Annotated in this window: 12 protein-coding genes and 1 pseudogene; 9 read left to right on the forward strand and 4 right to left on the reverse strand. The window is 68.2% G+C overall.

The genetic code is table 11. The features are described 5' to 3' along the window. Positions 1–139 precede the first annotated feature (139 nt). Positions 140–310, reverse strand: a pseudogene (locus BLQ63_RS29830) (hypothetical protein); the annotation flags it as partial. A 51-nt stretch (positions 311–361) separates the two neighbouring features. On the opposite strand from BLQ63_RS29830, the gene BLQ63_RS13680 reads away from it, so the two are divergent. Genes BLQ63_RS13680 through BLQ63_RS13695 form a run of 4 tightly spaced genes read left to right on the forward strand, consistent with a single transcriptional unit; the run spans position 362 to position 4,007 of the window. After that, entirely contained in the window at positions 362–1,213 is an 852-nt protein-coding gene (locus BLQ63_RS13680; protein WP_091035486.1) for an alpha/beta fold hydrolase, read from the forward strand. 50 nt (positions 1,214–1,263) lie between these two features. Continuing rightward, positions 1,264–2,259, forward strand: coding sequence for an NADP-dependent oxidoreductase (locus BLQ63_RS13685; protein ID WP_091035490.1), 996 nt, complete (start codon positions 1,264–1,266; stop codon positions 2,257–2,259). 51 nt (positions 2,260–2,310) lie between these two features. Further along, on the forward strand, positions 2,311–3,180 hold the full coding sequence (locus tag BLQ63_RS13690; protein ID WP_091035494.1) for an alpha/beta fold hydrolase: 870 nt from the start codon (positions 2,311–2,313) through the stop codon (positions 3,178–3,180). 32 nt (positions 3,181–3,212) lie between these two features. After that, positions 3,213–4,007, forward strand: coding sequence for a strictosidine synthase (locus BLQ63_RS13695; protein ID WP_091035498.1), 795 nt, complete (start codon positions 3,213–3,215; stop codon positions 4,005–4,007). Positions 4,008–4,036: 29 nt separating this feature from the next. Here the strand turns inward: BLQ63_RS13695 and BLQ63_RS13700 are convergent, their stop codons facing one another. From BLQ63_RS13700 to BLQ63_RS13710, 3 genes are all read right to left on the reverse strand, one after another. Continuing rightward, positions 4,037–4,405: a nuclear transport factor 2 family protein gene (locus tag BLQ63_RS13700; RefSeq protein WP_143014887.1), complete on the reverse strand. Its 369-nt coding sequence runs from the start codon at positions 4,403–4,405 to the stop codon at positions 4,037–4,039. Positions 4,406–4,522: 117 nt separating this feature from the next. Then, positions 4,523–5,923: a dihydrolipoyl dehydrogenase gene (gene lpdA, locus BLQ63_RS13705; RefSeq protein ID WP_091035504.1), complete on the reverse strand. Its 1,401-nt coding sequence runs from the start codon at positions 5,921–5,923 to the stop codon at positions 4,523–4,525. 123 nt (positions 5,924–6,046) lie between these two features. Beyond that, positions 6,047–7,129, reverse strand: coding sequence for an alkene reductase (locus tag BLQ63_RS13710; protein WP_091035507.1), 1,083 nt, complete (start codon positions 7,127–7,129; stop codon positions 6,047–6,049). A gap of 169 nt (positions 7,130–7,298) precedes the next feature. On the opposite strand from BLQ63_RS13710, the gene BLQ63_RS13715 reads away from it, so the two are divergent. From BLQ63_RS13715 to BLQ63_RS13735, 5 genes are all read left to right on the forward strand, one after another. After that, entirely contained in the window at positions 7,299–7,901 is a 603-nt protein-coding gene (locus BLQ63_RS13715) for a TetR/AcrR family transcriptional regulator (protein WP_091035510.1), read from the forward strand. Positions 7,902–8,039: 138 nt separating this feature from the next. Continuing rightward, entirely contained in the window at positions 8,040–8,765 is a 726-nt protein-coding gene (locus tag BLQ63_RS13720; RefSeq protein ID WP_091035514.1) for a hypothetical protein, read from the forward strand. 236 nt (positions 8,766–9,001) lie between these two features. Continuing rightward, a complete protein-coding gene (locus BLQ63_RS13725) occupies positions 9,002–10,189 on the forward strand; it encodes a hypothetical protein (RefSeq protein ID WP_143014888.1) in 1,188 nt (395 codons plus the stop codon). A gap of 129 nt (positions 10,190–10,318) precedes the next feature. Beyond that, positions 10,319–11,290 carry an NAD-dependent epimerase/dehydratase family protein gene (locus tag BLQ63_RS13730; protein ID WP_091035520.1) on the forward strand — a complete coding sequence of 324 codons (972 nt, stop codon included), beginning with the start codon at positions 10,319–10,321 and terminating at the stop codon, positions 11,288–11,290. Between the two features lie 493 nt (positions 11,291–11,783). After that, on the forward strand, positions 11,784–13,094 hold the full coding sequence (locus tag BLQ63_RS13735; protein WP_091035523.1) for an extracellular solute-binding protein: 1,311 nt from the start codon (positions 11,784–11,786) through the stop codon (positions 13,092–13,094). Positions 13,095–13,097 lie beyond the last annotated feature (3 nt).

The raw sequence follows: 13,097 nt of genomic DNA on the forward strand, positions 1-13,097 counted from the left end.
GCGGGTCTTGTCCCGCTGCGGCCGCTGCGGCGAGTCCGTCGTCGATGGCGGTGGCGAACTTCTGGTTCTGCACCATGATCAGCAGCTCCGCCTTGGTCGACGCGTACCGGAACAAGGTCCCGATGGCGATGTCCGCTCGGTCGGCGATCTGTTGCGTCGTGACTCCACTCACTCCATGCTCGGCGAAAAGTGCCTGCGCCGCCGCCATGATGCGCTCTCGTTTCTCCTGCTTGGCGCGTTCTCGGCGCCTCATCGGGATTCCTCTGGCTCGCATCGCGGCCTCCTTGACAATATTGCTGAGTAGAGTCATACTTGAGCATACTCAGAATAACTGAGTGAAGCGAGAGCCCTGGAGAAGGACATGTCGGAGCCACGCACCGCGCAGCGATATCGGGACGCGCCGACGCGGACCATCGCCGCGGCGGACACCTCGTTCGCCTATCGCGAGCTCGGTCCGCGCAACGGCGTTCCGCTGGTCGCCCTCATCCATCTGGGCGCGAACCTCGACAACTGGGACCCGCGCATCGTGGACGGCCTCGCCCGGGACCGACGCGTCATCGCCGTGGACTACCGAGGCGTCGGCGACTCCGCCGGGCGCGTTCGCGCCACGTTCGAGGAGATGGCCGCGGACATGGCGGCCGTCATCAGGGCACTGGGCCATGACCGGGTCGATGTGCTCGGCATGTCGATGGGCGGCATGGTCGCCCAAGCGGTGCTCGAGCAGGCGCCGCAGCTGGTCGATCGACTGATCCTGGCCGGTTCCGGACCCGCGGGCGGGCCCGGGCTCACCGGCATGACCCGCGTGACCCTCGCGAACACGTTGCGCGCCGCGATCATGTTCAAGGATCCGAAGACGCTGCTGTTCTTCACCCGCACGCAGGTCGGCCGGCAGGCCGCCCGGGCGTATCTCAAGCGGTTGAAGGAACGCACGAAAGGACGCGACAAGGCGGTCGCCCCAGGAGTCGTGCGGGCGCAGTTGGCCGCGGTGCAGCGGTGGGGCGGGCAGGAGCCCGCGGACCTCTCGCGGTTCACCGGTCCGGTGCTCATCGTCCACGGCGACAGCGACGTCCTGGTCCCGCCGGCGAACGCGACCGCCCTTGCTCGGCGGCTGCCGACCGCGACGGTGACGATGTTGCCCGATTCCGGGCACGGCGTCGCCTTCCAGAACCACTACGCGTTCGTCAACGCCGCGCGGGACTTCCTGCGCCGGTAGCGGCGACCGACCTCGACAGTCGATGACGAGAAGAAGGAGCAGGAAACGCCATGAAAGCGTTCGTCGTCAACAAGTACAAGGGCCCGTTGCAGCTGGCCGACGTCCCCGAGCCGGTCGTAGGCGAGCGCGACGTGCTCGTCCAGGTGCAGGCCGCCGGCCTCAACCCTCTCGACGAGAAGATCCGGATCGGCGAGTTCAAGGCGATCCTGCCGTACAAGCTGCCGCTCGTCCTCGGCAACGACGTTGCCGGCACCGTCATCGGCGTCGGTGCGAAGGTCCGGGGCTTCGACCTCGGCGACCAGGTCTACGCCCGGCCCGACAAGGACCGCATCGGGACGTTCGCCGAGCGCATCGCCATTGCCGAGGCCGACCTGGCCCTCACACCGCGATCCATCACCTTGGAGGAAGCCGGTTCGCTGCCGCTGGTCGCGCTGACCGCATGGCAGGCCCTCGTCGAGAAGGGGAACCTGCGCGCCGGGCAGCAGGTCCTCGTCCACGCCGGTGCCGGCGGCGTCGGATCGATCGCGATCCAACTCGCCAAGCACCTGGGCGCCACGGTCGCCACCACGGCCGGCGCCGCCAACGCGGACTTCGTGCGCGAACTCGGTGCCGACACCGTGATCGACTACCGCACCCAGGACTTCGAGCAGCTGCTGGGCGGTTACGACCTCGTACTGGACAGCCTCGGCGGCGAGAACCTCGAGAAGTCCCTGCGCGTGCTGCGCCCCGGAGGCAAGGCGATCAGCATCGCAGGTCCTCCGGACGCGGCCGTCGCGCGCGAGCTCGGCACCAACCCGGTAGTGCGTCTGGCGGTCACCGCTATGAGCGCCGGGATCCGCCGCCAGGCCAAGAAGCTCGGCGTGACCTACGAGTTCCTGTTCATGCGCGCCAGCGGCGCACAGCTCGGCGAGATCACCGCCCTCATCGACGGCGGCGCGCTGCGCCCGATCCTCAGCAAGGCCGTCCCCTTCGACCAGCTTCCCGAGGCCCTCGAGGCACTGGAGCGCGGCGGCATCCGAGGGAAAGTCGTCATTACCAAAGCCTGACCAGCCCAATCAACCATCATTAGCATCAGTCAGACGCGGAGGAGCACCATCATGAACACGAGCAGCAACCAAGACCGTCCGGTCATCACGTCGTACGTCGAGGCGCCGACGCGCACCGTTTCCGCCAGGGGCGTCAACTTCGTCTACCGCGAGTTGGGGCCGAAGGGCGGGATCCCGGTCGTCTTCTTCGTCCATCTCGCCGCCACGCTCGACTACTGGGACCCGCAGATCGTCGACGCGATCGCGAAGGACCGCCATGTCATCACGTTCGACCAGCGCGGTGTCGGCGCCTCCAACGGCGAGGTGCCCGACAGCATCGAGGCGATGGCCGAGGACGCCTACGCGTTCATCACCGCGCTCGGCTTCGACAAGATCGACGTCTTCTCCTTCTCACTCGGCGGCATGATCGCCCAAACGCTCATCGCCGAGCACCCGGACCTGGTCCGCAGGCTGGTCCTCACCGGCACCGGCCCCAAGGGCGGCAAGGACATCGACAAGGTCGCCGGGATGACCTACCGCGACATCCTGAAGGCGACGCTGACACGCTCGGATCCGCGGGAGTTTCTGTTCTTCAACCGCGACGCTGTCGGCAAGCGCGCCGCGAAGGCGTACGTCGAGCGGACGACGGGCTCGCACACTGAGGTCCGCGACGCTCCGATGAAGACGAAGGGGTTCCAGACGCAGCTCAAGGCCATCAAGAAGTACGGCCGCGGCACACCGCAAGACCTGTCGAAGCTCACCCAGCCGACCCTGATCGCCAACGGCGACCACGACCGCATGGTGCCCTCGGTCCTGTCCGAGGACATGCACCGCCGCATCAAGGACTCCGAGCTGATCATCTACCCGAACTCCGGCCACGGCGGGGTCTTCCAGTACCACCGGGAGTTCGCGCCCGTCGCCGCCGAGTTCCTGAACCGATGAGCGGCACCCGAACCGACCGAGGAGGATCGGCGATGACAACGGCACCCGCCTCCGTCAAGAAGCCCTTCACGTCATCGATCCTGCTGTGGGTGCGCGACGACCGGCCCCGGCAGCAGGGGATGGACCGCTGGAAGGGCCCGCACTCCAAGATCATCAGCGCCACACCGGGACTCGATGAGTACCGCCAGATCCACCTGGCCGAGGACAACCCCGGCCTGTGGCCCGAGGCCGACGGTGTCGAGACCGCCATCCCCGCCGACCGCAGGATCGACGGGATCGCCGAGGTCACCTTCAAGTCCGTGCTCTCGCCCCTGCTGGGCCGGAAACAGACCAAGCTCGCCTATCTCGACGAGGTGAACCTGTTCCGCCGCACCCTGCTCTACGCCGGGCCGCCGTATTCGGCGCGCTGGTACGACATCGCGGCCACCGGTGAGCGGGCGGGAGCCAGGGCCCTGATCTACGTCAGGAGAAAGGAGGGAGTCGCCACCGGTGCCTTCCGGAGGATCATCACCGACCGCCTCGCCCCCGCGCTCGCGGCCACGGGTGAGTTGAAAGAGCTGCGGACCCAGGTGTTCATGCCCTGGCGCCGGGGCCAGTGGAACACGCCGAACGTGGCGCACGACAACCCGGCCGACCGGCAGTTCCACGCCTCGATCAGCCTCGGCTTCACCGATGCCGACGCGCGGAGCGCGTTCTTCGCGGGCGCCGCCGTCGCGAGCCTGTCGTCCAGGCTTCCCGCGTTCGCCACCGCGGTTCACGTCTACGAAGTGGAAGCGGCTCTCACGTACGTGGAGGGCGGGAGGGTTCTTCCCCACTACCGGAAGTGACCGGGCTTGGGCGAATGCCCGACTTGTGTTCAGCGCCAGGTGCCGTGCCAGTCGTAGAGCGGTGCGGTGGTCTGATACTCGCGGAGGGTACGGATCAGCCCGCTCTCGTGTCGGGCGATGGTCGCGCCTTCGAAGCCGGCGCGTTCGCCTGCCCAGGTGCATTCGAAGTTCCACTCGGCGATCTCGCGGTCGCCGGTGACGATGTGGTCGGTGACCTCCCACCGGTGCACGACGCCGCCCTTGTCGAACCAGGTCTGGGCCCATTGATGAACCGTGTCGCGGCCGCGGTAGACCGGCCCGTAGCACTCGGTGATGTGGCAATGCTCGGTGACGGCGCGGGCGATGCGGTCGGCGTCGGCGGCGATCCAGGCGTCGATGTATTCGGTCAATGCGGTCATGCGGTCGACGATAGCCACCTGAGTCCATTCACGACAGAGCGGCGGGGCCTTGGCGCTGGAGTTCCCGGGTCGCGGGTGGCGGCGCGGGCCAACTCGGCCTCGCCGATGCACTCGTGCTCAGAGGTTGATCATGTGGCCGGTGAGACCATGGAATGCCTCCTGGAGCGCCTCGCCGAGCGTGGGATGGGTGTGGACGTTGCGGGCCAGTTCGGCGGCGGTCAGGTCCCACTTCTGTGCGAGGGTGAGCTCGGGGAGGAGCTCGGCGACGTCGGCGCCGACCATGTGCCCGCCGAGGAGCTCGCCGTGCGCCGCGTCGGCGACGAGCTTGACGAAGCCGCCCGGCTCGCCCAGTCCCTGCGCCTTGCCGTTGGCGGCGAAGGGGAACTTCGCGACCAGCACGTCGTGGCCTTCGTCGCGGGCCTGTTGCTCGGTCAGGCCGAACGAGGCGACCTGGGGCTGACTGAAGGTCGCGCGGGGCATCATCCGGTAGTCGCCCAGCGGCATGGTCTCCGCTCCGGCTATGGTCTCGGCGGCGACGACGCCCTGGGCCTCGGCGACGTGGGCGAGCTGGAGCTTGGCGGTGACATCGCCGATGGCGTACAGGTGCGGCACATTGGTGCGCATGTACCGGTCGATCGTGATGGCGCCGCGTTCGGTGAGTGCGACGCCGGTGCGCTCCAGGCCGTAGCCGGTGACGCGGGGCGCGAAGCCGACGGACAAGAGCACCTTGTCGGCCCGGATGCTCGACCGCTCACCCCCGGCCGCGGTGTAGGTGATCGTGACCGACGTCCCGTCGTCGTCCACGGACTCGACCCGGGTTGACGTGAGTACGGCGATGCCGAGCTTCTTGTACTGGCGGGTCAGCTCCTTCGACACCTCGGCGTCCTCGTTCGGCAGGGCCCGGTCGAGGAACTCGACGACGGTGACCTCGACGCCGTAGCCTCGCAGGATGTAGGCGAACTCCATGCCGATCGCTCCGGCGCCGACGATGACGATCGAGCGCGGCAGTTCGCGGCTGAGGATCTGCGACTCAAAGGTGACGACGTTCTCGCTGGTCGCCACCCCCGGCAGCAGCCGCACGGTGGAGCCGGTGGCGATGACGGCGTCGTCGAAGGTGACGGTCTGATTGCCGCCGTCGGTGAGCGCCACCTCGATGGTGTGGGCGTCGGTGAAGGTGCCGTGGCCGTCGATTTCGGTGACGGCGTTCTTCTTCATGAGGAAATGAACGCCCTTGACCCGGCCGTCTGCCACTTGGCGGCTGCGGTCGTAGGCGGCGCCGTAGTCGAACGTCACCTCGCCCGAGATCCCGTACTGCTTCGCCTGGTGTTGGAAGGTATGAGCGAGTTCCGCGTTGCGCAGCAGCGCTTTGGAGGGAATGCAGCCGATGTTCAGGCACACGCCTCCCCAGTACTGCTTCTCGATGACCGCGACCGTCTTGCCGAGTTGGGAGGCGCGGATCGCGGCCACGTAGCCACCGGGTCCCGCACCGAGGACGACGACGTCGAAATGCGTGCTCATGGAGATGCTCCTTCTTGCTCGCTTGCACCCTGCGCGTCATCTCGCCAGGCCGGCCGGATGAGCCGGACGACGGCGAGTCCGCCCGCCGGTCAGGACCGGGCGGACTCGGTCGCGCAGCCAAGCCTAGATCTGAGTCCGGGCCAGGGTCGGGTAGTCGGTGTAGCCGGCGGCCGCACCGCCGTAGAGGGTCTCGGGGTCGACCTCGTTCAGGTCGGCGCCGGTGCGGAGCCGGTGGACGATGTCGGGGTTGGCCAGCGCGAATCGGCCCAGCGGGGCGATGTCGGCCAGGCCCGCCTCGATCTCGTCGGCGATCTGCTCGCGGGTGCGGCCGTAGCGGAGCACCAGCAGCGCGGTCGGCCACACGTCCCGGAGGGAGCGCAGCAGCTCGTCGTCGCCGACGTGGTGCAGGTGCAGGTAGGCGAGCTGCAGCGGGGCGAGTTCGCCGACGAGGTGCCGGTACTGGGCGCGGACGCTCTCGGTGTCGCCCTCGTCGATGCCGCCGAGCGGGAAGGCGGGGGAGAGGCGGATGCCGACGCGGTCGGCGCCGATCTCCTCGGCGACCGCCTGCGCGAGCTCGATGACGAACCGGGACCGGCGCTCCACCGATCCGCCGTAGGCGTCGGTGCGGTGGTTCGCGTTCGGGGACAGGAACTGGTGCAGCAGGTAGCCGTTGGCGCCGTGGATCTCGACCCCGTCGGCTCCGGCGCTGATCGCCGATGCCGCGGCGTGGCGGAACTCGGCGATCACGGCCTGGACTTCCGCGGTGGTCAGTTCGCGCGGGACGGGCGTCTGCTGCGGCCCGGTCGGCGTGAACATCTCCTGGTCGGCGTTGATGGCCGACGGGGCCACCGGCAGGCGGCCGTGCGGCGTGTTGTCCGGGTGCGAGATGCGTCCCACGTGCATGAGCTGGATGAACAGGGACCCGCCGCCCGCGTGCACCGCGTCGGCGACCGGCCGCCAGCCCTCGACGTGCTCGGGCGTGTAGATCCCGGGCGTGTTGAAGTAGCCCTGCCCGTCAGCGGACGGTTGGGTGCCCTCGGTGATGAGCAGTCCGAGTGAGGCGCGCTGCCCGTAGTACTGGGCGGCGAGTTCGCCGGGGGTGCCGTCGGCGTCGGCTCGGTTGCGGGTCATCGGCGCCAGTGCGAGCCGGTGCGGGAGCTCGACGCGTCCCAGTTTGAACGGCTGCCAGAGAGAAGACGAGGTCATGGTATGGACGGTCCTTTGCATCGGTCGGTCGGGAACGCCACCGGTGCGGCCACGAGACGCGGTGCCTCGGGCCTTCGTGGGAGAATGAACCGAGGCACTTCCGAGCCCACGCGGTAACGACTATACTCATAACTGAGTATAGTCAGAGTTTATTCCCGAAGGAGGCACTATGCCAACCGCCCCGCAACCGGTCGGGCGGCGCGAGCGGAACAAGCAGGAGAAGCTCGACCGCATTACGGCCGCCGCCAGCGAACTCTTCGCCGAGCACGGCGTCGACGAGGTCACCACCCAGCAGATCGCCGACAAGGCCGACATCGGTACCGGCACCCTGTTCCTCTACGCCAAGAACAAGGGCGAGCTGCTCCTGCTCGTGCAGAACACGGCCTACGCCGACGCGCTCGCCGAAGGCAGAGCCGCCGCCGAGGCCGCCCCCGATGTACTCGACGCGGTGATGGCGATCATCGCCCCCGTAGTGGCCTGCAACCGCAAGCAGATCGACAACGGCCGCACCTACCTGCGGGAGATGGTCTTCGGCGACCCCGCCGAACCCCACCACCGCGAAGCCCTCGGCCTCACCGTCCAGACCGAGCAGGCGATCGCCGAGGTCCTGCGACGGGACCAGCGCATCGACCCCGGCGCCGCGGCGACGCTCGCGCACATCGTCTCCGCGATCATGTTCATCAGCATGGCCGCCACCATCAACATAGGCCACACCGTCGACGACATCCTCAGTGAAATCCGCGAGCAGATCCAAGTCCTTCTGCCACGCTGATTGACGCGGCCACGGGCCGGACGCCGGACGCTTGAGCACCGAGTCTCCGAGGATGCCGGTGCCAGTGCAGGTGTCTACCATCCGAACTGACCGGCCAACAGGCATGTCCGCCGATGCCAACTGAAGGGGCGTCCCAGCATGACGACGATCTTTACCGTGTCCGTCGACTCCGTCGAGGGCTCCACGCTTCGAGGGAAGGTGCACATTGTGAACTCGGACGTCCCCTATGTGCCGGAGGAGTCTGCCTTCCCGCTCGCGTTGCTCGTTGATGCCTGGTGGCGCCTGGACAACGGCCATCTGGACAACCGAGACGCCGAAGCGAGCGGCGGCGAGCGCTACCCCTGCACCGAGGAGCAGGGCAAGGCGATCACCGCGGACATGCGGCTGAAGGACGAGTTCGCGCATCTCTACGAACTCATCCACGGCAAGGAGGTCAGGGTTGACAGGAACGGGTACCTGCTCGCAGACGATGGCTGGACCGTCCTCGAACCCAGGCGCAAAGCGGAAGAGGTGTACCGGCTGAGCGGGGGCAGCCGCCCCGGCTATTCCGTCTTCACCACGGGCGACGCCGACGCGCTCGAACAACGCGCCGCCGAGATTGTGACCTCGTACGGCCTCAGCCCGTACGCGAACGTCCCGCTGCTGAGTGAGATCGCAGCGCTGAGGAACGAACCCTGGGATCCCGAAGAGCCGGACGGCCCCATGGAAATGTGCGACTACGGCGAGTACGAGCCACTGAGGTATCGGTCCTTCGCCGACCGGCCCTACGCACCGATCGCGGTGACCGTCAGCGATGCGGGCTATCTCGAGCACATGGTCGCCGGCATGCGCTGGAAAACGGCCATGGCCGGAGTGGTGCGCTGAGCAGCCGCAACAGGATCACTCACGCTACGTGGCGTCGCTCCAAGGCGTCCCGCTTGAGTGAGGGCCGTCATTGAGAGGTCGATCGGTCTATGAGGTCGCACTCTCGTCGGGTCGCGCGGAGTTCGGTACAGCACTGGCATGGACGAGTTCGCCGGCGGCCGGGGCGGACCAGTCGGGCGAGGCGGCTGTGCCCCAGGTTATGGCGCCGTTCCGTTTCGATGGCGGAGAATGGCCGGGTGGAACGATGGCGAACGAGTACCCGGCTGCCGATGATCCTCGAGGCGCTGTGCCTGTCCGAGGAGGATCCGGCCGTGCGCCGGCTGGCCGGCGCGTTCGGAGGCGGCCCGGCCACGGTCAGGGAGCGGCTCGTCGGTGAACCCGCCCGCCGGTCGCGGCGGCTGCGGTTCGCCTCCGGCGGGGAGATCATCGTGCACGACGCCGCGGTCGTGGCGGTACTGCTGCACCTCGCGCCGACGCCTGGCGCGCCGCGCGGGCTCGACCTGTCGGACTGGATCGACGGCGCCGACAACGACGCCACCCTCGACGACCTCAAGAAGGCCCTTGAGGCTCCGCGCCACTTCGCGGGGATGGGCACGCCGTATTTCACGCTGGACGGCGGATACGCGCGAGCCGACTTCAAAGACCGCCGCGGCTGGAACGATGCGGGGAACCTCCTCGGCATCACCGTCACCGTGGAGCAACCCGGTCTGGCCTGCGGGCCCGATGACGACGACTGCCCCGCCTGCGCCGACCTCCTCGTCCGCACGAGCGGCTCGGGCGGCGGCGTCGATGTGGACGCCACCGCCGATGCGCTCACCGCGGCACTCACGGCCGGTCTGCTCACCGAGGACGCCCACTGGGTCAAGCTCGCCGACCTGCGGCCGCTGCACGCCTCAGGGCTCATGGAACGGGTGGAGTGCCAGCTCACGTGCACCGCATGCAGGCGGATCATCTGCTTCACCTTGTTCCGCGACTCGTCTGCGACCTTCGGGTACCACGTGTTGAACGACGCGATGCGGCGACCGCTCGAGGCGATCCCGCCCGTCGAGCAGTGGGGCGAGGAGGCCAGGATCGCACAGGAGGACGACGCGATGCGCTACGTCGACCACGAGCCCGGGGCGTGGTTCCTCGTCGAGAAGCAGGGCGGCCTCTTCCTCGACGCCAGATACAGCTACAACACCATGCTGGACGACTCCGCCCTGATCCGCCTTGACGAAACCGAGCTGAAGTCCTACCGTGCCCGCGGCCGCGACGCCATCTCGGCCTTGGCGAAGCGGCTCGCGGACAACGCTCCCTATAAGGAGGAGTCCCCTTTCCATCAGAGGGATCTGTTCCGCGGCCCGGGCGGCAAGCAGTATCGCGAGGCGGTCACCGCCGCGATCGTCAACCACACGTGGCTCGCGCAACAACGCCGAACGACCTGACCCGAGCACATCGCGCCGGAGCCCGCACGCTCTGCGTGCGGACCGACGCTGTCGTCGGCGGCCTCTGCGCTCGCGGTTAGCATCAGAACTTCGGGCCCGATGCCGGGCCCGAAAGGGGGAGGGACCACCATGAAGATCATCGTCATCGGCGGGAGCGGCCACATCGGGACGTACTTGGTCCCGCGGCTCGTGCGCGCGGGGCACGAGGTCGTCAACATCAGCCGCGGGAAGCGGCACGCCTACGCCGAAGCGCCCGAGTGGGCGCAGGTCCGGCAGGTCACCGCCGACCGCGAGCAGGAGGACGCCGACGGCGTCTTCGGCGCCACCGTGGCCGCGCTGCGGCCCGACGCCGTCGTGGACCTGGTGTGCTTCACGCCCGAATCCGCTGTGGATCTGGTGGAGCGGCTGCGCGGGGAGACCGGGCACCTGCTGCACTGCGGCTCGATCTGGCGCTACGGATCCAGCCTCCGTGCACCGATCGTCGAAGGCGAGGGCACCGCCCCGTTCGGCGAGTACGGCATCCAGAAGGACCGGATCGCCCAGATCCTCAAGGAGGAGACCGCGGGCGGCGGGCTGGCCACCACCTCGCTCCACCCTGGGCACATCGTCGGCCCCGGCTGGCACCCCATCGGGCCGCTGGGCAATCTCGACCCCGAGGTGTGGCGCACGCTCTCGTCGGGACGCACGCTGCGGATCCCCGGGATCGGTGCCGAGCACCTGAACCACGTCCACGCCGACGACGTCGCGCAGGGCTTCGCGCTGGCGATCGAGCACCGGGACGCGGCAGCAGGCGAAGACTTCCACGTCGTCGCCCCGACCGCGATGAACGTGCGCGGCCTCGCGACCGCCGCGTCCTCCTGGTTCGGGCAGGAGGCGTCGCTGGAGAGCGTGAGCTGGGACGAGTTCCGGGCCGGCACGACCGCCGAGCACGCCGACACGAGCTGGGCGCACCTGTCCCGAAGCCAGGTGTGCAGCATCGAGAAGGCCCGAACGCTGCTCGGATACGCGCCCGCCTACGAGCCCGACGCCGCGATCCTGGAGTCGTTGCGCTGGCTCATCGAGCACGACCGCATCGATGTCGAGCACTCCCTCGTCGTCTGACCGCCGCGACCGGGCCCACGGCTGTCACGACTCCGGCGCGATCGTGAGGCGGGGCCGGACGATGCCTGGTGCGGCCTCACGTCCTCGGTCGGGCGCCGCTCGCCGCTGACCGGCGAGGCGAACTTCTCCGGCTACGGCGTCTGAAGTTCGGCCTTCCACATCGCTGTCCTCGACAGGTGACGGGTACACGGCACGGTTCGAAGCCGCGCCGGACGCAGGCCGTGGTGACGGGCGGCGTGCAGCGCCCCTTCCGCGTTCCCCGCGGATGTGAACGTGCACGCAGAATCTCCCCATCAGGGCCAGAAACCGTTGTCTCCTCGGGATCTCGTTTCGGAACTGCAATCATTTTATCGAAACAATCTCTTCGCAAAAGGCGTATATAACTCACACACGCCTTGCCTTCAGTGATGCATGTCGCTATTTTGATGTAAACGTTCACAGTCCGCCGTCGAGCTTCGGCGGTGGCATCCCTCAACTGAGACAAGGACACAGCATGCGAGGTAAAGGAGCTATCGCCGTCGCGGCGGCGGCCGTTCTGGGCTTGGCAGCCTGCGGCGGACCCACTGAGGAGGAGCAGCGATCCGAACTGGAGTGGGACGCCGACGCTCAGCAGTACGTCATCGAGGAGGAGATCGCCTCTGGTGAAGTGCCGCTGAAGGTCTGGTTCGAGGAGGACTATCTCGCCGAGGCCGCCATCGCCGCCTTCAAGGAGGAGTTCAAGGACGAGTACCCGGATATCCAGGTCGAGTACGAACTCGTCGCCAAGAACGACGCGGTCGAGAAGATGTCCCTCGCCGGTGAGGCCGGCAACGGCGCCGACGTCTACATGAGCTTCTACGACCAGGTCGCGCGTGCCATCGACGACGGCACCGCCGCACCGCTGGGCGAGTACACCGGCGTGCTCCAGGAGCGGATGAGCGAGGCCTACACCAGCGTCGTCTCCGTCGAAGACCAGATGCACGCCGTCCCGGTCACCACCGAGTCGCTCGCCCTCATCTACAACACCACCCTTCTGGAGGAGCTGACCGGCTCCACCGAGCCGGCCGCCACCTGGGAGGAGATCAAAGATCTCGCGGCGGCCTACAACGACCCCGGCGCCAACCGGTGGACGATGCGCATGTCCACCGCCGAGATCTACCGCGCCTACCCGATCCTGTCCTCCCTGGGTTGGCACGTGTACCCCGACGGCAGCGTCGACGACCCCGGATTCGACGACCCCGCACTGACCGCCGCGCTCGACTACTACGGCGGCCTGCGAGAGATCTACAACGTGCCGAGTGCCGACAGCACCTGGGAGACCATCGAGGAGGCCTTCGCCAAAGGGGAGACCCCGTACGTCATCACCGGACCATGGAGCTTCTCGCTCTTCGACACCGGTGCGGCGGAGAACGGCTTCGAGTACGGCGTGACCACCCTGCCCGGCGTCGAGGGCGGCGAACCCGCCGGTTCCTTCGCCGGCATGCACGTCGCGGTCGTCTCCGGCTACTCCGAGTACCCGGCCGCCGCGCGCGTCTTCGCGAACTTCCTCGCCTCCGACGCCGGCGCCGCCGCCGTCTACGCCGCCACAGGCCAGATCCCGGCCCTCAACGCCGACCTCCTGACCGGCGTCGAGGGCATCGAGGATGACCCGCACGTGGCCGGGATCGTCGCCCAGTCGGCCAACGCCGAGTTGATCCCGCAAGTGCCCCAGTACTTCTGGGAAACCGGCAACACCATGGTCATCGACGTGTGGGACGAACTCTCCGACGCCGCCGCGGCCCAGGAGAAGGCCGTGACGACCTACAACGAACTGCACGGGATCTAGGGA

This window comes from Glycomyces harbinensis (genome assembly GCF_900101745.1).
Taxonomy (GTDB): domain Bacteria; phylum Actinomycetota; class Actinomycetes; order Mycobacteriales; family Micromonosporaceae; genus Glycomyces; species Glycomyces harbinensis.

What these genes read in the sequence shown, in the direction of transcription:
- BLQ63_RS13680 (WP_091035486.1), top strand. Translation starts at nt 362, where the DNA reads ATGTCGGAGCCACGCACCGCGCAGCGATATCGGGACGCGCCGACGCGG.
- BLQ63_RS13685 (WP_091035490.1), top strand. Translation starts at nt 1,264, where the DNA reads ATGAAAGCGTTCGTCGTCAACAAGTACAAGGGCCCGTTGCAGCTGGCC.
- BLQ63_RS13690 (WP_091035494.1), top strand. Translation starts at nt 2,311, where the DNA reads ATGAACACGAGCAGCAACCAAGACCGTCCGGTCATCACGTCGTACGTC.
- BLQ63_RS13695 (WP_091035498.1), top strand. Translation starts at nt 3,213, where the DNA reads ATGACAACGGCACCCGCCTCCGTCAAGAAGCCCTTCACGTCATCGATC.
- BLQ63_RS13700 (WP_143014887.1), bottom strand. Translation starts at nt 4,405, where the DNA reads ATGACCGCATTGACCGAATACATCGACGCCTGGATCGCCGCCGACGCC.
- lpdA (WP_091035504.1), bottom strand. Translation starts at nt 5,923, where the DNA reads ATGAGCACGCATTTCGACGTCGTCGTCCTCGGTGCGGGACCCGGTGGC.
- BLQ63_RS13710 (WP_091035507.1), bottom strand. Translation starts at nt 7,129, where the DNA reads ATGACCTCGTCTTCTCTCTGGCAGCCGTTCAAACTGGGACGCGTCGAG.
- BLQ63_RS13715 (WP_091035510.1), top strand. Translation starts at nt 7,299, where the DNA reads ATGCCAACCGCCCCGCAACCGGTCGGGCGGCGCGAGCGGAACAAGCAG.
- BLQ63_RS13720 (WP_091035514.1), top strand. Translation starts at nt 8,040, where the DNA reads ATGACGACGATCTTTACCGTGTCCGTCGACTCCGTCGAGGGCTCCACG.
- BLQ63_RS13730 (WP_091035520.1), top strand. Translation starts at nt 10,319, where the DNA reads ATGAAGATCATCGTCATCGGCGGGAGCGGCCACATCGGGACGTACTTG.
- BLQ63_RS13735 (WP_091035523.1), top strand. Translation starts at nt 11,784, where the DNA reads ATGCGAGGTAAAGGAGCTATCGCCGTCGCGGCGGCGGCCGTTCTGGGC.